9 protein-coding genes and 1 pseudogene are annotated in these 15,235 nt (G+C 64.5%); 3 read left to right on the forward strand and 7 right to left on the reverse strand.

Annotation, left to right across the window (positions count from 1 at the left end):
- Nucleotides 1-90 precede the first annotated feature (90 nt).
- The 6 genes from OKW39_RS09405 to OKW39_RS09430 all read right to left on the reverse strand — a co-directional run bounded on the left by OKW39_RS09405 (nucleotide 91) and on the right by OKW39_RS09430 (nucleotide 9,517).
- Nucleotides 91-4,503, reverse strand: coding sequence for an ATP-binding protein (locus OKW39_RS09405; RefSeq protein ID WP_429563476.1), 4,413 nt, complete (start codon nucleotides 4,501-4,503; stop codon nucleotides 91-93).
- A 149-nt stretch (nucleotides 4,504-4,652) separates the two neighbouring features.
- The gene (gene aqpZ, locus OKW39_RS09410; protein ID WP_429562488.1) at nucleotides 4,653-5,399 is read right to left on the reverse strand and encodes an aquaporin Z; all 747 of its coding nucleotides are present in this window, start codon (nucleotides 5,397-5,399) and stop codon (nucleotides 4,653-4,655) included.
- A gap of 243 nt (nucleotides 5,400-5,642) precedes the next feature.
- Nucleotides 5,643-6,287, reverse strand: coding sequence for a response regulator transcription factor (locus tag OKW39_RS09415; RefSeq protein WP_184053864.1), 645 nt, complete (start codon nucleotides 6,285-6,287; stop codon nucleotides 5,643-5,645).
- 108 nt (nucleotides 6,288-6,395) lie between these two features.
- On the reverse strand, nucleotides 6,396-7,085 hold the full coding sequence (locus OKW39_RS09420; RefSeq protein WP_429335716.1) for a response regulator: 690 nt from the start codon (nucleotides 7,083-7,085) through the stop codon (nucleotides 6,396-6,398).
- Between the two features lie 134 nt (nucleotides 7,086-7,219).
- On the reverse strand, nucleotides 7,220-7,888 hold the full coding sequence (locus OKW39_RS09425) for a response regulator (protein WP_429562489.1): 669 nt from the start codon (nucleotides 7,886-7,888) through the stop codon (nucleotides 7,220-7,222).
- Between the two features lie 264 nt (nucleotides 7,889-8,152).
- Nucleotides 8,153-9,517 (reverse strand): MFS transporter, encoded by a 1,365-nt coding sequence (locus OKW39_RS09430; RefSeq protein ID WP_429562490.1) that lies wholly within the window; start codon nucleotides 9,515-9,517, stop codon nucleotides 8,153-8,155.
- A gap of 95 nt (nucleotides 9,518-9,612) precedes the next feature.
- Here OKW39_RS09430 and OKW39_RS09435 point away from each other — a divergent pair, with 95 nt between their 5' ends.
- Both OKW39_RS09435 and OKW39_RS09440 read left to right on the forward strand, forming a co-directional pair.
- Entirely contained in the window at nucleotides 9,613-10,500 is an 888-nt protein-coding gene (locus tag OKW39_RS09435; protein ID WP_429562491.1) for a LysR family transcriptional regulator, read from the forward strand.
- A gap of 11 nt (nucleotides 10,501-10,511) precedes the next feature.
- A pseudogene (locus OKW39_RS09440) lies at nucleotides 10,512-10,967 on the forward strand (c-type cytochrome); the annotation flags it as partial.
- A gap of 45 nt (nucleotides 10,968-11,012) precedes the next feature.
- On the opposite strand, the gene OKW39_RS09445 reads toward OKW39_RS09440, so the two are convergent.
- Entirely contained in the window at nucleotides 11,013-12,659 is a 1,647-nt protein-coding gene (locus tag OKW39_RS09445; RefSeq protein ID WP_090802966.1) for a methyl-accepting chemotaxis protein, read from the reverse strand.
- Between the two features lie 261 nt (nucleotides 12,660-12,920).
- On the opposite strand from OKW39_RS09445, the gene OKW39_RS09450 reads away from it, so the two are divergent.
- Nucleotides 12,921-13,721 (forward strand): DUF4239 domain-containing protein, encoded by an 801-nt coding sequence (locus tag OKW39_RS09450; RefSeq protein ID WP_090802965.1) that lies wholly within the window; start codon nucleotides 12,921-12,923, stop codon nucleotides 13,719-13,721.
- The last annotated feature ends 1,514 nt before the right edge of the window (nucleotides 13,722-15,235 follow it).

Raw genomic sequence — 15,235 nt, forward strand, 5'->3', positions numbered from 1 at the left:
GCGGCTTCGGCCGCGTTTTTTTCGTCCCGATTTTGGTCGCGCCCGTTTGAATCGGCCGCGTATTCGCGCGAGGTCACCGCCCGCCGCCCGCTAGGCGAGCAATGCGGCCTGCTGTTCGATGCCATCGAGCATCGCCTCGCATTGGCGGATTAGCGCATGCCCCTCGTTACGCAACTGCTCGGGCGACTTCGCGACAATGTCGCGACGATAGGCTTCGAGCGCGTGTACGAGTGGCTGATACCGCAGCACGCTGGCCGCCCCCAACACCCGATGCAGCCACTCGGGCACCCGCCCCGTGTCCGCGCGTTCGAGTAACGTCGCAAGCGCGTTGAAGTCTTCGCGCATCGACGAGAGGAATGAACCGAGCAACGCCTTGACCGTCGACTCGCTTCCCCATAACTGCGTCATGCGTGCTAGTTCGATGGGCACGTACGGTTCGACACCGACGCGCTGCGTGATCTGCCGCTCGCCGGCCGGCGCAGACGATTCGCGACCGCATGTTTCTGCCGGCGCGGGGTGCCGAACGGTGTCGGTGCCAAACCAGCGGCTCAGGTAGTCGCGCAACGTGGCGAGCCGAGTCGGCTTGATCAGACTGTCGTCCATGCCGGCTTCGCGGCACAGCCTCAGGTCGTCGGGCGCGGTGTTGGCCGTGATGCCGAGTATCGGCAGACGCTGCGCGCCGCCGCGCAGTGCCTCCGCTTCGCGGATACGGCGAGTCAGTTCGTAACCGGACAGGTTCGGCATGTGACAGTCCGTGATCAGGCAGCCATAGCTCGTGCGCTCGAGCGCGAGAAGCGCTTCTGCGCCGTCGTTCGCGACGTCGCACGCGAACCCCAGCAGGGCGAGTTGATGGCGGATCAACTCCTGATTGACTGGGTGATCTTCCGCGACAAGAATCAGTCGCCCGCTCGCGATCGCGCGTTCACGATCCGGCGGCGGCGCGACGCCATCGGTCGAGAACGGCACGCCTGGCGCTCGCGGTACCATCGGGGACATCGACGACAGGCCCGTCATCGCGGCCGCGCATGCGGCGCCGAGGCCGCGCCACGAAATCGGATTGATGCTCACGCGCACCTTGTCGTCGAGGATGCGGTAACCCGTCGGCATCGGCTTTTCGGTCAGCGTGACGACACGCGCATTTGCGCCGATCTGTACGGGCAACGTGACGTCCTCGCCGACGAACAGCAGATCCGCGCGGCTCAGCAGGTCGCTTTTGCCCTGCGTCGCCGCAGCGGCCGAGAGGCTGCGCAGTTCGAGCCCGAGCGCCTCGCCGAAGTGTGCGAGAACGCGGCCGATGCGCGGATCTCGCGTGATCACGACGGCGCGTTTGCCGCGCAGACCGTTGATCGAATAACGCTGCTCGACGATCGGCATCGTCAGCCGCACGGTCATCCTCGTGCCGTGGCCCGGTTCGCTGCGCAGCGCGAGCGTGCCGTTCATCAGGTCGATCAGCTTGCGGCAGATCGTCAGCCCAAGGCCCGTGCCGCCGAAGCGCCGCGTGGTGGACGACTCAGCCTGCACGAACGGCTCGAACAGGCCCGCCTGCACGTCCGGCGCGATGCCGATGCCGGTGTCCTCAACGGTCAGCTCCAACGTCTGCGAGTCCGCGCGATCCTGGACGACCGCCACGCTCACACCCACCTCGCCCTTCGGCGTGAACTTGATCGCATTGCCAAGCAGATTGAACAGAATCTGGCGCAGACGCACGCTGTCGCCGCGGAGCGTCGCGGCGGCGTCGGTCGCGATGTCGACGCGCACTTTCAGCCCTTTTTCGTGGGCGCGCCCCGCGAGCAGGCCGACCGCGTTATCGACGAGTTCGCGCAGATCGATCGGCTCGGCTTCGAGCGTGAGCCGCCCCGCCTCGATCTTCGAATAATCGAGCAAATCATCGAGAATCTGCAGCAGCGCGCCCGCCGACTCATGGATCATGCCGAGCATTTCGCTCTGATCGGTACTGAGCGGCGTGCGCTCGAGCACTTCGACGAGACCGAGCACACCGTTCATCGGGGTGCGGATTTCGTGGCTCATCATCGCGAAGAAATCGTCCTTCGCGCGCGAGGCCGCCTCGGCCACATCGCGTGCCCGCGCGAGTTCCTCCGAACGCGCGCGCTCGACGCTCGCATCGACCCAATAGCCGCTCCAAACGACGCTGCCATCGGCTTCTCGCCGCGGCACCAGCTCGGCCCGCAGCCACTTTAGTTGACCGGCGTTTTCGAGGCGGAACTCCATATGCACTGGGGAGGCGCAGCTCGCGGAACGCTCGAGCTCGGCGAGAACGCGCGGCCGATCCAGCTCCGACACTCGTTGGAAATCGACCCGTGCCCCCCCATGCCAATCACCCTCGCCGAGCAGATGCCGCGTGTCGCCGCCGATGTACGGGAAGGAATACGCGCCGGACGGCGAGCGCCGCAACTGGAACACGACGGCGGGCAACGAGCGCGTGACGTCGAACAGGCGCCGTTCGGTTTCGCTCGCGCGCATTTCAGCGCGCCGGATGTCGGTGATGTCGACCATCGTGCCAAGCACGTACGCCGGATGCCCATCGCTGGCCTCGCAGACGCTCGTCCAGAAAATCCCATGCCGCGCCTCGCCAGCGCCGTCCTCGAACTGGAGTTCGACTTTCGCGATGCCGCCGCCGCGCAGGATCTCGCCCGTGATGTCGTCGAGCACGCGGCTGTTTGCGTCGCCCCATGTGCCGACCTCGGTCGTCGTGCGCCCGAGCACGTCCTTCCGCTCCAGCCCGCACGCTTTCTCATAGGCCTCGTTGATCGCGATGTACCGTCCGTCCAGGCCTTTCGCGATGAGCGGATACGGCACCGTCTTCATCATCGTTTCCTGGAAGTTCAATTGCAGTGCGAGTTCGCGCTCGGTCTGCTTGCGTAGCCGGACTTCGCGTTGCAGCAGCACGTACGCGCGCAACGTGACCAGCAGCACGACGCCGATGCCGATCAGCACCGGCAGCAGCCGCACCGCAGTCACGCTCCATACGGCGTTGTCCGGCGCGGCGGGACTCACCCACTTGCGCCGGATGCGCTGCTTTTCGGCTGCCGGCATCGCCTGCAACGCGCGATCGATCAGCTTGACGAGCGGGCTCAGATCCTCGCGCACAGCAAAATACAACGAGTCGGATTCGCCGAGCGAGTCGAGCACCCTGAGCGCGCCGACGTAGTGCTGCCGCAGTTGCACGTTGATCGCGGCCGCGTTGCCGACCAGCACGTCGGCCTCGCCGCTCGCGACCATGCGCAGCGCCTCGCCCAGGCTCGCCGCGACGACGATGTGATCGACCGGCACCGCTTCCAACGCGAGCGGCACCGAGCCGGCCACGTGCGGCGACATCACGACGCGGCACGACGTGATGTCGTCGAACGAGCACGGGGGCGGCGCGCCGCTCCGCCCGACGATCACCAGCGGATCGCTCTCGTACACACGGCTATGGTCGGCGCCTACCAGGAGCGCGGCGCGACTCGATGTGGAGGACAGCATCGCGAGGTCGCCACGCTGGAACGCCTCGACGGCGGCGGCCCAGTCGGCCATGCGCGCGCGGTTGAACACGACACCGAGCGTGCTGCTCAGGTACGTGAGGTAATCGGCGGTCAGGCCGACGGGGCGGCCTGCGGAATCAACATAGCTGAACGGCGCCCAGTCGTTGTCGAAGCCGACCTGCAACGGCGGCAGCGAACGCAGCCAGTTCTTCTCTTCCGGCGTCAACGTGAAACGTGGTGCATGCGGCGCGGGCGCCGCGTTGAAGTTGCCGGACAGCCAGCGCGCGCGTATCGCGGCGGCCTCGGCGGGATTCATCGACACGAGCGCGCGGTTCAGCTGATCGCGCAAAGCAGGCTGGCTAGGCGATACGGCAAAGCGCAGGTCGAGCGCTTTGCCGCCTTGCTCGAACGCTACGCGCAGCTTGCGATACGCGTCGGTCGCCAGTTCGTATTGCACGACCGGCGTGAAGCCGAAGTAGACGTCTGCATCGCCATGCAGTAGCGCGTTCAGCGCTTCGTGCGTGCTCGCGAACGAGACGATACTCGCGCGAGGAAAACCTGCGCGCAACAAACGCTCACGCGCAAAACCGCGCTCGATCGCGATACGCGCGCCAGCGAGGTCGGTGAGGTTCACATGCCGGGCGTCGTCGCGACGCACGACGGCCGAGGCGAACGAGTGGAAGTAAGGAGCCGTAAAGCTGAGGCAGCGCTCGCGCTCCGGCGTGCGCGCTATGCTCGTCAGCAGGTCGACCTCGCCGGCGCAAGCCGCGGCGACCAGCCTGGCCATGTCGGGAAAGCTCTTCGTCTCGATGACGACGTTCGGCCCCACGAGCGCGCGCAACAGGTCGCCGCTGACGCCGGCGAGCCGGCCGCCCAGCGGAATGTCGAACGGCGCCCAGCCTCCTTCGAGAATGCCGATCGTCAATCTGGCAGGAAATGCAATGGATGACGACGCGGAAGAACCCGTTCCCACTGCGGAAATTACGGGTGGCTGTGACGCAGCGCCGGCAGGTCCGGCCATGCAGACCGCATCCGTAACCGCCAGCAGAAAAAACGCGAGCCAATGCGTCATTGAGTGGCGCGGCGAGCGCGGCCAAAGACACCGCAACAAACGCCGCAGCCCCAATGTCAGCACCGCATCGACCGGAAGTGGTGAGTACCGTCCCTCGCTCACGAAACGTCACCCTGCCCGTCCACCAACGACACCGAAGACGAATCGGCTCCGCCGTCCAGAAACGAAAACAGCACGCCAGCCGCGATTGCTCCGGCCAACGGCGCGGCCCAGAACAGCCACAACTGATCCAGCGCCCAGTTGCCGACGAACAGCGCCTGCGCGGTCGAGCGTGCGGGATTGACCGCTCCATTGGTGATCGGAATGGACACCAGGTAGACGAGCATCAGACATGCGCCGGTGATGAACGGCGCCATCGTTGCCACCTCTTTTCGAACGACGACCAGCAGGCATGCTCCGACAAACACGAACGACAGCACGCATTCCACGACGAGCGCCGCATGCAATGGATAGTCGGCGGGCGAATGAGCGCCGAAGCCGTTCGCCGCGAATTCACTCGCGGAGAGTTCGAAACCTGGCCGGCCGCTGGCGAGGTAGGCGAGCAGCGCCGCGGCGACTATTGCGCCCCAGATTTGCGCAGCGATATAGGGCAAGACATCACGCACGGGAAAGCGCTGCGCGATCGTCAGGCCGATGGTGACGGCAGGATTGAAATGCGCGCCGGAAATCTTGCCGAAGGCATAGCTGCCGGTAGCAAGCGCAAGACCGAACGCCAACGACATTTGCAACGCGCCAGTGCCCTGCAGCACGCCTGTGGTGTCCAGCACCGTACTGCCGCAGCCGACGAACACGAGCCAAGCCGTACCCACACCCTCGCTGCACAATCGCTTGCCTAGCGCAACCATCTCTATCCCGTCCATCAAGTATGAGGCACAGACGCCAAACGATCGCGCGAAGAGGTCTGCACCGGATTCCCCTGATCCATTGGTAATCGGATCACGAGCCAGCCGCTTGGCAGTTACGGCGCAAGGCGCGCAATGACAGGGGCGCCAGGATTATTGGGTGCCCCCCACGCCACGGCAATCAGATAAGTCTGATAAGGGCTACCTCAAATCCATCGAGAAAGAATTTGTGACCGTTGCTGCGCCTCATATCAGCCCAATCTGAGTGGCGTAGTTGATCAGGTCGGCTTCTGTTTCCAGTCCGAGCTTGCGCATCGCGCTGCGTTTTTGCGTGCTGATGGTTTTGTCGCTACGCCGCAGACGTGTGGCGATCTCGTGCACCGCGAGGCCTCGCACATAGAGTTGAAACACCTCCCACTCGCGTGCGCTCATCACACCGCCGCGCCGGGGCGGCGCAGGCTCCGCGGTCGCGAGTGCGGCCCGAACCTGTTCCGATAGATGGGTGCCCCCGGCGGCAACGGCTTCGATTGCGTCGATCAATGCGTCCACGGCGTCGCGCTTGTCGACGATTCCAGTCACGCCGATATTGCGCAAGCCGGCCAACACATGCGCGCGCCCAATCATGGTCAGCACGACCACGTGGGGATGCGGCGTGCGCCGTAGCAGCCGGCGCAATAGCGGCACCGCGCTGGTGTCTCCGTCGAGTCCCGGCATGCCGATGTCCGACACGACGACGTCGCATGCGCAGGCATCGAGCAGCTTCGCGAGACCACGGGTGTCGGCAGCTTCGCCGACGATTTCGATATTCGGCTTGTCGCGCAGCAGAGATCGGACGCCCGCGCGAATGGAGTCGTGATCGTCCGCCACGACGACGTGAATCTTGTTTGGCATTCTTTTCCGTGACTTTTTTATGGTGTCGATCGGGCATACCGCACGAAATGTGTCCCCCGGTTATGCCGATATATTCGCCGCGCGCCTGCGCAGAATGTTGCCGCCCGCTTAACGGCTTTGACCAAGCCCTTCTGGCACTACGCCATACTCGACTGCGAAGCGAAACAATTCGGCGTCGCTATTCAGCGACAGCTTGCGCATGGCCATGCACTTCTGCGCGCTGATCGTCTTCACACTACGTCCCAGCCGCGTGGCGATTTCCGTGACGCCGAGTCCTGACGCGTATTGCGTAAAAACCTCGAACTCTCGGCGAGACAGGGTGGCGCGCACGAAGTCGAGACGTTTCGTCAGCGTGACATCGGCCAGCATGGCGCGCACCGCCGGACCGACAAAACATTCGCGCGCCAGCGCCATGACCACCGCCACATGGATCAGATCGATACGATCACGTTTGCTCAGCAGCCCATCCACGCCGAGCGACATCACTTTGCGCAGCGTCGCCGCCTCCGTTTCCATTGTCAGAATGACGAGCGCCACGTTGGGATAGCGCGCCTTCAACTGCCTGACGACGTCGAACCGGTTGTCGTTGTGCCCTCCTGGCATGTAAAGGTCCATCAGCACGATATCGCAAGGACTGCGATCGACTTCGATGAACAGTTCGGCGACATCCGCCGCACGGCCAACCACCTTCAGGCCCGGATAGTTGCCAATCAGATTTTCTATAGCCAGCAGAACCAGCGGATGATCATCCGCAATGATCGTTCGAACAGGCGAGCCTGATGCAGCCATGAGGTTCATCGTCTGGCGCTCCTCGATACTTTCATTTCTCGACCTTGTTATGTGTGACCGGCGCTCACGCAATGGTCGAGCATTTCTATTGCGACAAACATCAGAGCGCTCTGAAATGGTACGAACAACCGTATGCCTGATGCTTAGTCTTCCGATTCGAGGAGGACCGTGCCGCAGGCGCGCACACAGGAAAAAAGCGCGGGGTCGTCGTTGACGCCAAGCCGCGCCATCGCTTCGCGCTTGTGCCGGCTCACCGTGCGGCGATGGCAGCCGAGCGCCGCCGCGATCTGCACGATGGACTCGCCGCTCACGAGCCTGCGCAGGATGTCGGTCTGCCGCTTCGACAGCAGCAGGGCCGACACGAACCGACCGTTGTCCGGCTGCAAACGCGCGAGCGTTTCGACTACCGAGCGGCCCAGGTAGCGCGCGCCGCGCGCACTGTCGCAGACCGCTTGCGGCAGTTCCTCGAGCGAATCGGCTTTGCCGATCACACTGACCGCGGCATCGGCGGCGACGACACGCAACATCGCGGCATTCGTCTGCCCGGTCACGACGACGACGCGCAATGACGGCCACTCGCCACGAATGCGCCGGATCAGGCCGAGTCCGTCGCCAATCTCGCCGGCGGGCTCCGGCATGGAAAGATCGACGACGAGCACGTCGCACGGTGTGTGTTGCAGCAATGCGATCAACGCAGTGGGCATCTGCGCCTGGCCGACGACGGACAGACCTTCGTGCGCCTCCAGTGTCGATTTCAGGCCAAGCAGGATGAACGGGTGATCGTCCGCCAGAATGATTCGAAGATTTGTCACGATTAGTCTCGCTCGCTATAAGAATGGTCGAAATGCGCGCGGCAGTGGCTGTGCAGGCGGCAGGCGTCGACCTGCGTCGCGGCACTCAAGCGACGTGCCGGAAAAGCCATCTGATCACCCTCGCAAATTCACGACAATCGGAGCGTTCCTAATCCAGATCAATAATCGGGATAATTTATAGTTCGACCAGGCAATATGCGCACCGTGATTCGAATCGAATCAAAATCGATTCGGCAACGCAAAGCGCGCTGTTCGCCCCATGTCTCACGCCGCATCGCAAGCACGCGTCGCGCGCATTGCACGCGTCGACGCGGCGCGCGGAAACACCGGCAATGCGAGCAACGCGCAAGCGCTCGCCACCGTCCACACCAGCGGCCATGCTCCGATAGACAGCAGCGCCGGAATCGCGAGCGGCGTCACGAACAGCGTGAGGAACACGCAGGTGTTGCCCATCGCGAGCGCTGTGCCCGCGCGGCGAGTACCGGCGAGCGTCGCGAGTTCGGTGAACGCGACGCCGTGCCACGCCGACGCGCTAACTCCGCCGAGTACGATCATCAGCGCGAACGGCGCGACCGCCCCGGCGCGACGCAGGCCGATGAGCCCGGTCGCGAGCGCGAGCAGCACGAACAGCACGGCGGTCACCAGACTGCATGCCCGCATATACGCGCGGCGGTTGCCGCGCCGGTCGGTCCACGCGCCGCTCCAGACCCGCGCGATCGCGGCGCCAGTCTGCACCGCGGCCATCGTCGCGCTGATCGCGAACACGCCGGCACGCCCGAAGTCGTGCAGGAACACCGTGCCGAATGTGATCACGGCAATCTGCGGCATGCACAGCGCGCCCGCGCCGAGCGCGACGCGCCAGATCGCGATGTCGCGTAATGGGGAGATCATCGGCGGCGGTGCGCTGACGTTCGAGGAGTCCAACCTCCGACCGTTGGCCGCCGCAGCACGGGCCGTCGCAGCCGCGCGCGCCCCTTTGGGCGCCGGCGTATCGTCCGCGTGTGCGGGCTCGTGCAGCCAGCGCCACGCGAACCATGCGGTGATCGCGCACGCCAACGCCAGCACCGCATAGGCGCTCGCAAAACCAAAGTGCGAGGCGAGCACCGGCAGGACCACTGCGCCGAGTCCACCGCCCGCCGGCACCGCTGTTTGGCGGATGCTCATCGCGAGGCCGCGCTCGCCTTCGCGAAACCACGCCATCACCGCTCGGCCGCTCGATCCGTTGACGCTGCCGCCCAGCAGTCCGACCAACAGCAGCCCGAGCGCGAGCGGGACGATGCCGGGCACATGCGCGCCGCCCGGCGACACGAACAGCGCGAGACCGGCTAGCGCGACCGCGGTCGACAGCAAGCCGAGCAGCAGCACCCGGCGATCGCCCCAGCGGTCGGTTAGCAGCCCCCACGGCAACTCGCTGACCGCAATGCCCAGGCCGAGCATGCCGAGCACGAGGCCGAGCCCGTGGTTGCCCAGGTGGTAGTCCGAGCGCAGGAACACCGCTGTCGTCGGAATCCCCGAAAATGCCGCCGAAAAGCTCGCATTCGCGGCAAAACCAACGCCCAGCACCTTCCAGCGATGCCGCGCGCCGCGCTCGCCGGTGCCGCCCGACGCCGTCATCGATCCGTTTTCCATCACACCCTCCGTGTGTCATTCGAGGGTATGCTACGGCTTGGCATTCCATCGGCAAAGCCGGAAATTCAGATCGCCACCATCGGAAAAACCGAATCATGAGCCAGCGTGGTTTCGACCTTGCGCAGTTGCGGACCTTCGTCGCCGTCGCTGAATCGGGCGGGGTGTCGGCAGGCGCGGAGCGCGTGTTCCTGTCGCAGTCGTCGGTAAGCGAGCAGCTGAAGAAGCTCGAGGAGCGCGCCGGCCAGCCGCTCCTCGTGCGCAGCCGGCAGGGTGTGAGTCCGACGTCGGCGGGCGAGCGCCTGCTCGAGCATGCGCGCCGCATCATCGCGATGAGCGAAGCGGCCTTCGACGACCTGCAAGGCCGCTCGCTCGACGGCGAGTTGCGCATCGCGATCACCGATTACTACCGGCCGCACGACATCGCGCGCATCCTCAAGACGTTTTCGGAACAGCATCCGCGGCTGAAGCTGCACGTGACGGTGCTGCCGAGCGCGGTGATCGACGGCGGCGCGGACGATCACGCGTCGTTCGACATCGGTTTGTCGGCGCGGCTCGTCACAGGCCAGCTGCGTGCACGCGGCGCGGGTGCCGGTGCCGCGAGCATCGTCGTGCGGCGCGAAAGGCTGCTATGGGCCAGTTGCGCCGATGCCGCCAGCCGCCCCATCACGCCGTATCAACTGGTGCTGCTGCCGTCGACGTGTCAGTTGCAGCGCTTCGTCGTCAAGCTGCTCGACCAACACAAGGTACCGTACGTGGTGTCGCATTCGGCGTCGGGCGTCGCGGGCCTGCAGCTCGCATTGAAGGCGGGGCTCGGGATTTCCTGTCTGAACGAGTCGTCGCTCGGCGGCGGCGTGGTGGCGTGTGCCGCGAACTTCGGCTTGCCACCGCTGCCCGCCATCGAGTTTCATCTGCTGCCGCGGCGTCCGGGCGAAAGCGAGTTGGTCAGCAATGCACGTGATGCGCTCGTGCGGCTCTTCGCATGACGCACAAATCGGCGCTGGCCGGGCAGTACGCCGACGTGACCGACAAGGAATTGCGCGACTTCCAGAGCGGCCAGCGGCAAAGCGCGGTCATGCAGGCAATCATTGCGGGACGCAGCGACCAGGATCTGCACGATCTGGCGGTGTACTACGCGTCGCTCCCGCTCCCCGCGGCGGCCGAGAAGACCCGAGCCGGCGAAGGACCCGATGCGACCGCAACCAGGCTCGTGATGCAGGGCGACCCGCAGCGCAATATCGCACCGTGCGCGGGGTGTCACGGCCAACTCGATCGCAAGGGCGCGGCGCCGTGGCTCGGCGGACAGTCGGCGGCCTATCTGGCCGCGCAGTTGCAGGCGTTCGCTTCGGGCGCGCGGCGCAACGACATCAACGAGCAGACGCGCAATGTCGCGCGGCAGATGACGCCCGAGGAAATCGATGCGGTGGCGAGGTATTACGCGGGCATGCAGTAGTGGGACGGTGAGAGGTCGCGGGTTGACGCAGCGCAACGGCTCGCGTTACGCCGCGACAAACTCGCTGTCCAGTCTCCGCTCGCCGGCAACACCGGCCAGCTTCGCGCCGGGCGCCGGAGCACGGCTGCGCGATTCGCTGCCGGTCCGGAACACCGCCACCGCCGTCGACAGGCGCCGCGCCTGGTCTTCCAGCGAACTCGCCGCCGCGGCCGCCTGCTCGACGAGCGCCGCGTTCTGCTGCGTGACCTCGTCCATCTGACCGACCGCGCGATTGACCTGATCGATGCCGGTGCTCTGTTCGAGCGCCGCCGCCGCGATCTCGTTCATGATGGAACTGACGCGCGCGATCGCGCCGACGATGTCGTTCATCGTCGTGCCCGAGCGCTCGACGAGCTGCGAGCCCCGCTCCACGCGGGTGGTCGACGCGTCGATCAAGCCCTTGATCTCCTTGGCCGCCGCCGCGCTGCGCTGCGCGAGCGAGCGCACTTCGCTCGCGACGACCGCGAAGCCGCGTCCCTGCTCGCCCGCTCGCGCCGCCTCGACCGCGGCGTTCAGCGCGAGGATGTTGGTCTGGAAGGCGATGCCCTCGATTACGCCAACGATATCGGCAATCCGCCGCGAATCGTCGACGATGCCGTGCATCGTGCCGACCACCTGCTCGGTCAGCTCGCCGCCCTGCGCGGCCAGCGTCGAGGCGCCCTGCGCGAGCGAGCTCGCCTCTTTCGCGTTGTCGGCCGTCTGCTTGACCGTCGTGGTCAGCTCTTCGATGCTCGCGGCCGTTTCCTCGAGCGCCGCCGCCTGCTCCTCGGTGCGTTGCGACAGATCGGCGTTGCCGGCCGCGATCTCGCTGACGCCGGTATCGATCGAATCGGTACCTTGACGAACCGCGTTGACCGTCGCGATCAGCGACTCCTGCATCTTGCGCAGCGCGGCCGCGAGACGGCCCATCTCGTTGTCGCTGAGCACCTCGATGCGGCCGCTCAGGTCGCCGTTGGCGATGCGCTGGAACTGCGCGATCGTCGCATCGACCGGCGTGACGATCGCGCGCACGAGCACGAAGCGGGCGAGCAAGCCGCCGACCAGCGACAGCGCAATGCCGATCGCCACCGCCGTGCTGATCGCGTAGAACAGGTCCTGCGCATCCTTGTAGCGCTGTGCGCCGTGATCGAGCTGCAACTGCTCGAGCGCGAGCATGGCCTTCTCGTACGCGCTGTACAGCGACGGCAGTTTATGCGCCTGCAATTGCTGGAAGGCGTTGATGTCGCTCGACTTCAGCGCGGCGAGCGTCGGGTCGACGCCGTCATGCAGGAACGCGTCGCGCTTCTGCTGCATGTCGGCGATCAGACGCTGCTCATCGGCATCCGTGCCCGCATGGCTCAAATAGTGGGCAAGCCGCTCGTCAGAGGCTTTGCGGTACTGATCGAAGCGCTTGAGCACGGCGTTCGCGCCGTCCTGATCGTTCAGCGCGACGAGCGACGCGTACGTCGCGAGCGCGAGCCGCAGGCGCAGCAGTTGGCCGGCGCTGCCTTCGAGGTCGGCGACGGCGGGCGTGTCGACCGTGTACATCTGTTGCAGCGACGCGTTCGACGAGCGCAGCGACAACAATCCCGCGGCCGCGCCGAGCAGCAGCACGATGCCGAAGAACACGATCATCAGGGTAAGGCTGGTGCGAATCGACAGCTTTTTCAACATCGGACTGGTCTCCTTGGGCTGCCCGGCCGATGATTCCGTATCGTTGACGATAGCTGCATGGCCACGCAGGCTGCGCCCACGCCGTTCGGCCCGGTCCGCAACTTATCTGAAAATTAAGCAAACAGCACATTCGGGACAACGGCGTATCGGCCAAAAACTTTATGGTTGATCGCTCGCCCGGCTTGCGTTACATCAATAGAGTCTCGAAGCCCGTTTGCTGAAGCTCTTCTGTCGAAGCCCCTTCCTGCCCGGAGCGCGCCCATGTCGGAAATCGGTTCGGCCGTACTCGTGTTCGCGCTGCTGCTGATCGCCACCGGCCTCGGCGTCGGGGTACGGCCGCTGCTGCCGGAAGAGCACAAGGCACACGAGACCGTACAGCTCGTGCAGCTCGTGATCGGCATGCTGGTGACGTTCGCCGCGCTGGTGCTGGGTTTGATGACGGCATCGGCGAAAGCGAGCTTCGACACCGCGTCGAACGATATGCGCAGCTATGCGGCCGAACTGATCGAATTCGACTCGACGCTGCGCGAGCTCGGCAGCGCGGCCGACGAGTCGCGGCGCCTGTTGCGCCAGTACACGGCGGCGGCGATCGCTTCGACATGGCCGCGCGAGCCCGCGCCGAGCGGCGACTATCCGCGCGATCTCGGGCCGCCGGGCAATCCGCAGCAACTCGAAAACGTGCATCTGGGCGACATGCTGACCACGGTGGGGCGGCAATTGCGACAACTGCGCACGCAGGATGCGTTGCAGCAACGTGCGCTCGATGACGCGTTGACGCAGTACCGGCGCGTCATCGATGCGCGCTGGAAAATCATCGAGGAAGCGCACAGCTCGATTTCGCAGCCGTTCTTCAAGACGCTGACGTTCTGGCTAGGCGTGATCTTTCTGAGCTTCGGGTTGATCGCGCCGCGTAATGCGTTGGCGCTGGTGACGATATCGCTGGGAGCGGTGTCGATTGCTTCGGCGGTTTATGTGATCGTCGATCTCGACACGCCGTTCACCGGGCCGATCGTGATTTCGAGTCTGCCGTTGCGGGATACGTTGGAGCATTTGAGTCGGTGAGTTTCTGACGAAATGCCCCGTCCGCGCGCGTGACGTAAAAAATGCCGGCAAACAGAAGGCAGAAAGGCCCGCTTTCCTGGCAGAAAGCGGGCCTCTGTTTTTGTGTCGATCAGCGGGACGCTGGTCGGCTCGGCATCGAGCCGCAACGATCAGAACGGATCTGTTCCTTAAGTACCGTAAACTTTCTCACTCACAGCCCGCGCAGCAGGGCTCGAAGCACTCCTCACAGGCCAACGTCAGAAAAAAGCGAAACTTTGGTCCGACTTTGCTGGGTCGGCGGGGCACCGAAAATTTACAACGCCCATCCTTGGCGTTCTGCCGGGAAGAAAAACTCAAAGGGCGAAGCAATGGAAGCAAGACGGAAACCAATAGCGAGCAGCTCACTGACGATCGCTACCTTCCGCCAGACCGGAACGGTCGGCTATGACACTTCCTCGTGCGCCTAACATCTCGGTCGACACGCTGAAAGCAATTTGAAATTAATGCCAGTCGATGGCGTGCGCTGATTCTACAGCAAGAATCCGAATGCGCCCAAGGATTGTTGTGGGCAGTGTCGTGCCCTCGTCCGCTACATGCTTTCGTTGCCGGTCCGCATGTTCTCCCGTGAACGCCGGCAGCGGGTATCCGATTCACGCTACTGGAAAGAGCCGCTGCTTCGAACCGCAGCATGGCTAGAGCGCTGGCGATTTAAAGACGAAGGCGTTTGGGTCGACTTATTCGTAGTCCGCAGGTGCATGTCCCGCTTCCACTGGCAGCAAGCCCCCTGGCGTGGTCAGGGATGACCAACCGGACGCCCGTGAGGGACAGGCCGGGCGCCTTGGGGTGACGGAGAGGCCCGTATTACCGTTGAAGCCGGGTAATGCCGGTGGAGGAAAGCTACCCAGTACGCGCCTCTGTAGTGGCGCGCCCCTTGATGCGGACAGACCGATTCTCACGACGCGGCAAGAACTGATTTCAAGACGTGATCTTTCTTCCTCCGAGACGGCGGCATCAATTGGACGCAAGCGAACAGAATCGCCCCGACGCAGATCGTTGTGCACGCAACCATGTATACGGCGGAGATTGAAAATTCTTTAAGTGTTCTTCTAATTTTAATGATCTCAACAGCCCTGTGCCACGGTGATGCGAGCCCCACAGGTCCATGTTATCGATGGCAAATGTCTAGCCCCGCCAACCAAGCGCACGTTAGGCAAACTTGGGACCATTGAACTCCGACTACGAAATGGCAAAGAACCTCGTCTTGGACACGTCAACGTTCGGGTACAAGAAGTAATTGGGGTGGGGCGTGCCGCGGTTCCTTGTTCGCTAGGCCACAAATGATTGGGTAAGGGCCCACTCATATCGCCGTCCACGGTGAGAGGCGAATGACCGTTGTACTCCAATAGGCGATCTGGCGTCCGCTCGGCAGCGTGTGACCGAAAAGGGCCGGTTCCGGGTGATCGCGTCGGGCGGAGGTCGGCCAGGTTCTGCCGCTCGCCTGGAATTCGAGATCGTCAGTTCTCCACCGGAGACGA

The organism is Paraburkholderia sp. MM6662-R1 (genome assembly GCF_050436245.1).
Taxonomy (GTDB): Bacteria; Pseudomonadota; Gammaproteobacteria; order Burkholderiales; family Burkholderiaceae; genus Paraburkholderia; species Paraburkholderia tuberum.

Bases quoted from the DNA above. Each gene is read 5' to 3' on its own strand.
- OKW39_RS09405 (WP_429563476.1), bottom strand. From the start codon at position 4,503: ATGGCCGGACCTGCCGGCGCTGCGTCACAGCCACCCGTAATTTCCGCA.
- aqpZ (WP_429562488.1), bottom strand. From the start codon at position 5,399: ATGGTTGCGCTAGGCAAGCGATTGTGCAGCGAGGGTGTGGGTACGGCT.
- OKW39_RS09415 (WP_184053864.1), bottom strand. From the start codon at position 6,287: ATGCCAAACAAGATTCACGTCGTCGTGGCGGACGATCACGACTCCATT.
- OKW39_RS09420 (WP_429335716.1), bottom strand. From the start codon at position 7,085: ATGAACCTCATGGCTGCATCAGGCTCGCCTGTTCGAACGATCATTGCG.
- OKW39_RS09430 (WP_429562490.1), bottom strand. From the start codon at position 9,517: ATGGAAAACGGATCGATGACGGCGTCGGGCGGCACCGGCGAGCGCGGC.
- OKW39_RS09435 (WP_429562491.1), top strand. From the start codon at position 9,613: ATGAGCCAGCGTGGTTTCGACCTTGCGCAGTTGCGGACCTTCGTCGCC.
- OKW39_RS09445 (WP_090802966.1), bottom strand. From the start codon at position 12,659: ATGTTGAAAAAGCTGTCGATTCGCACCAGCCTTACCCTGATGATCGTG.
- OKW39_RS09450 (WP_090802965.1), top strand. From the start codon at position 12,921: ATGTCGGAAATCGGTTCGGCCGTACTCGTGTTCGCGCTGCTGCTGATC.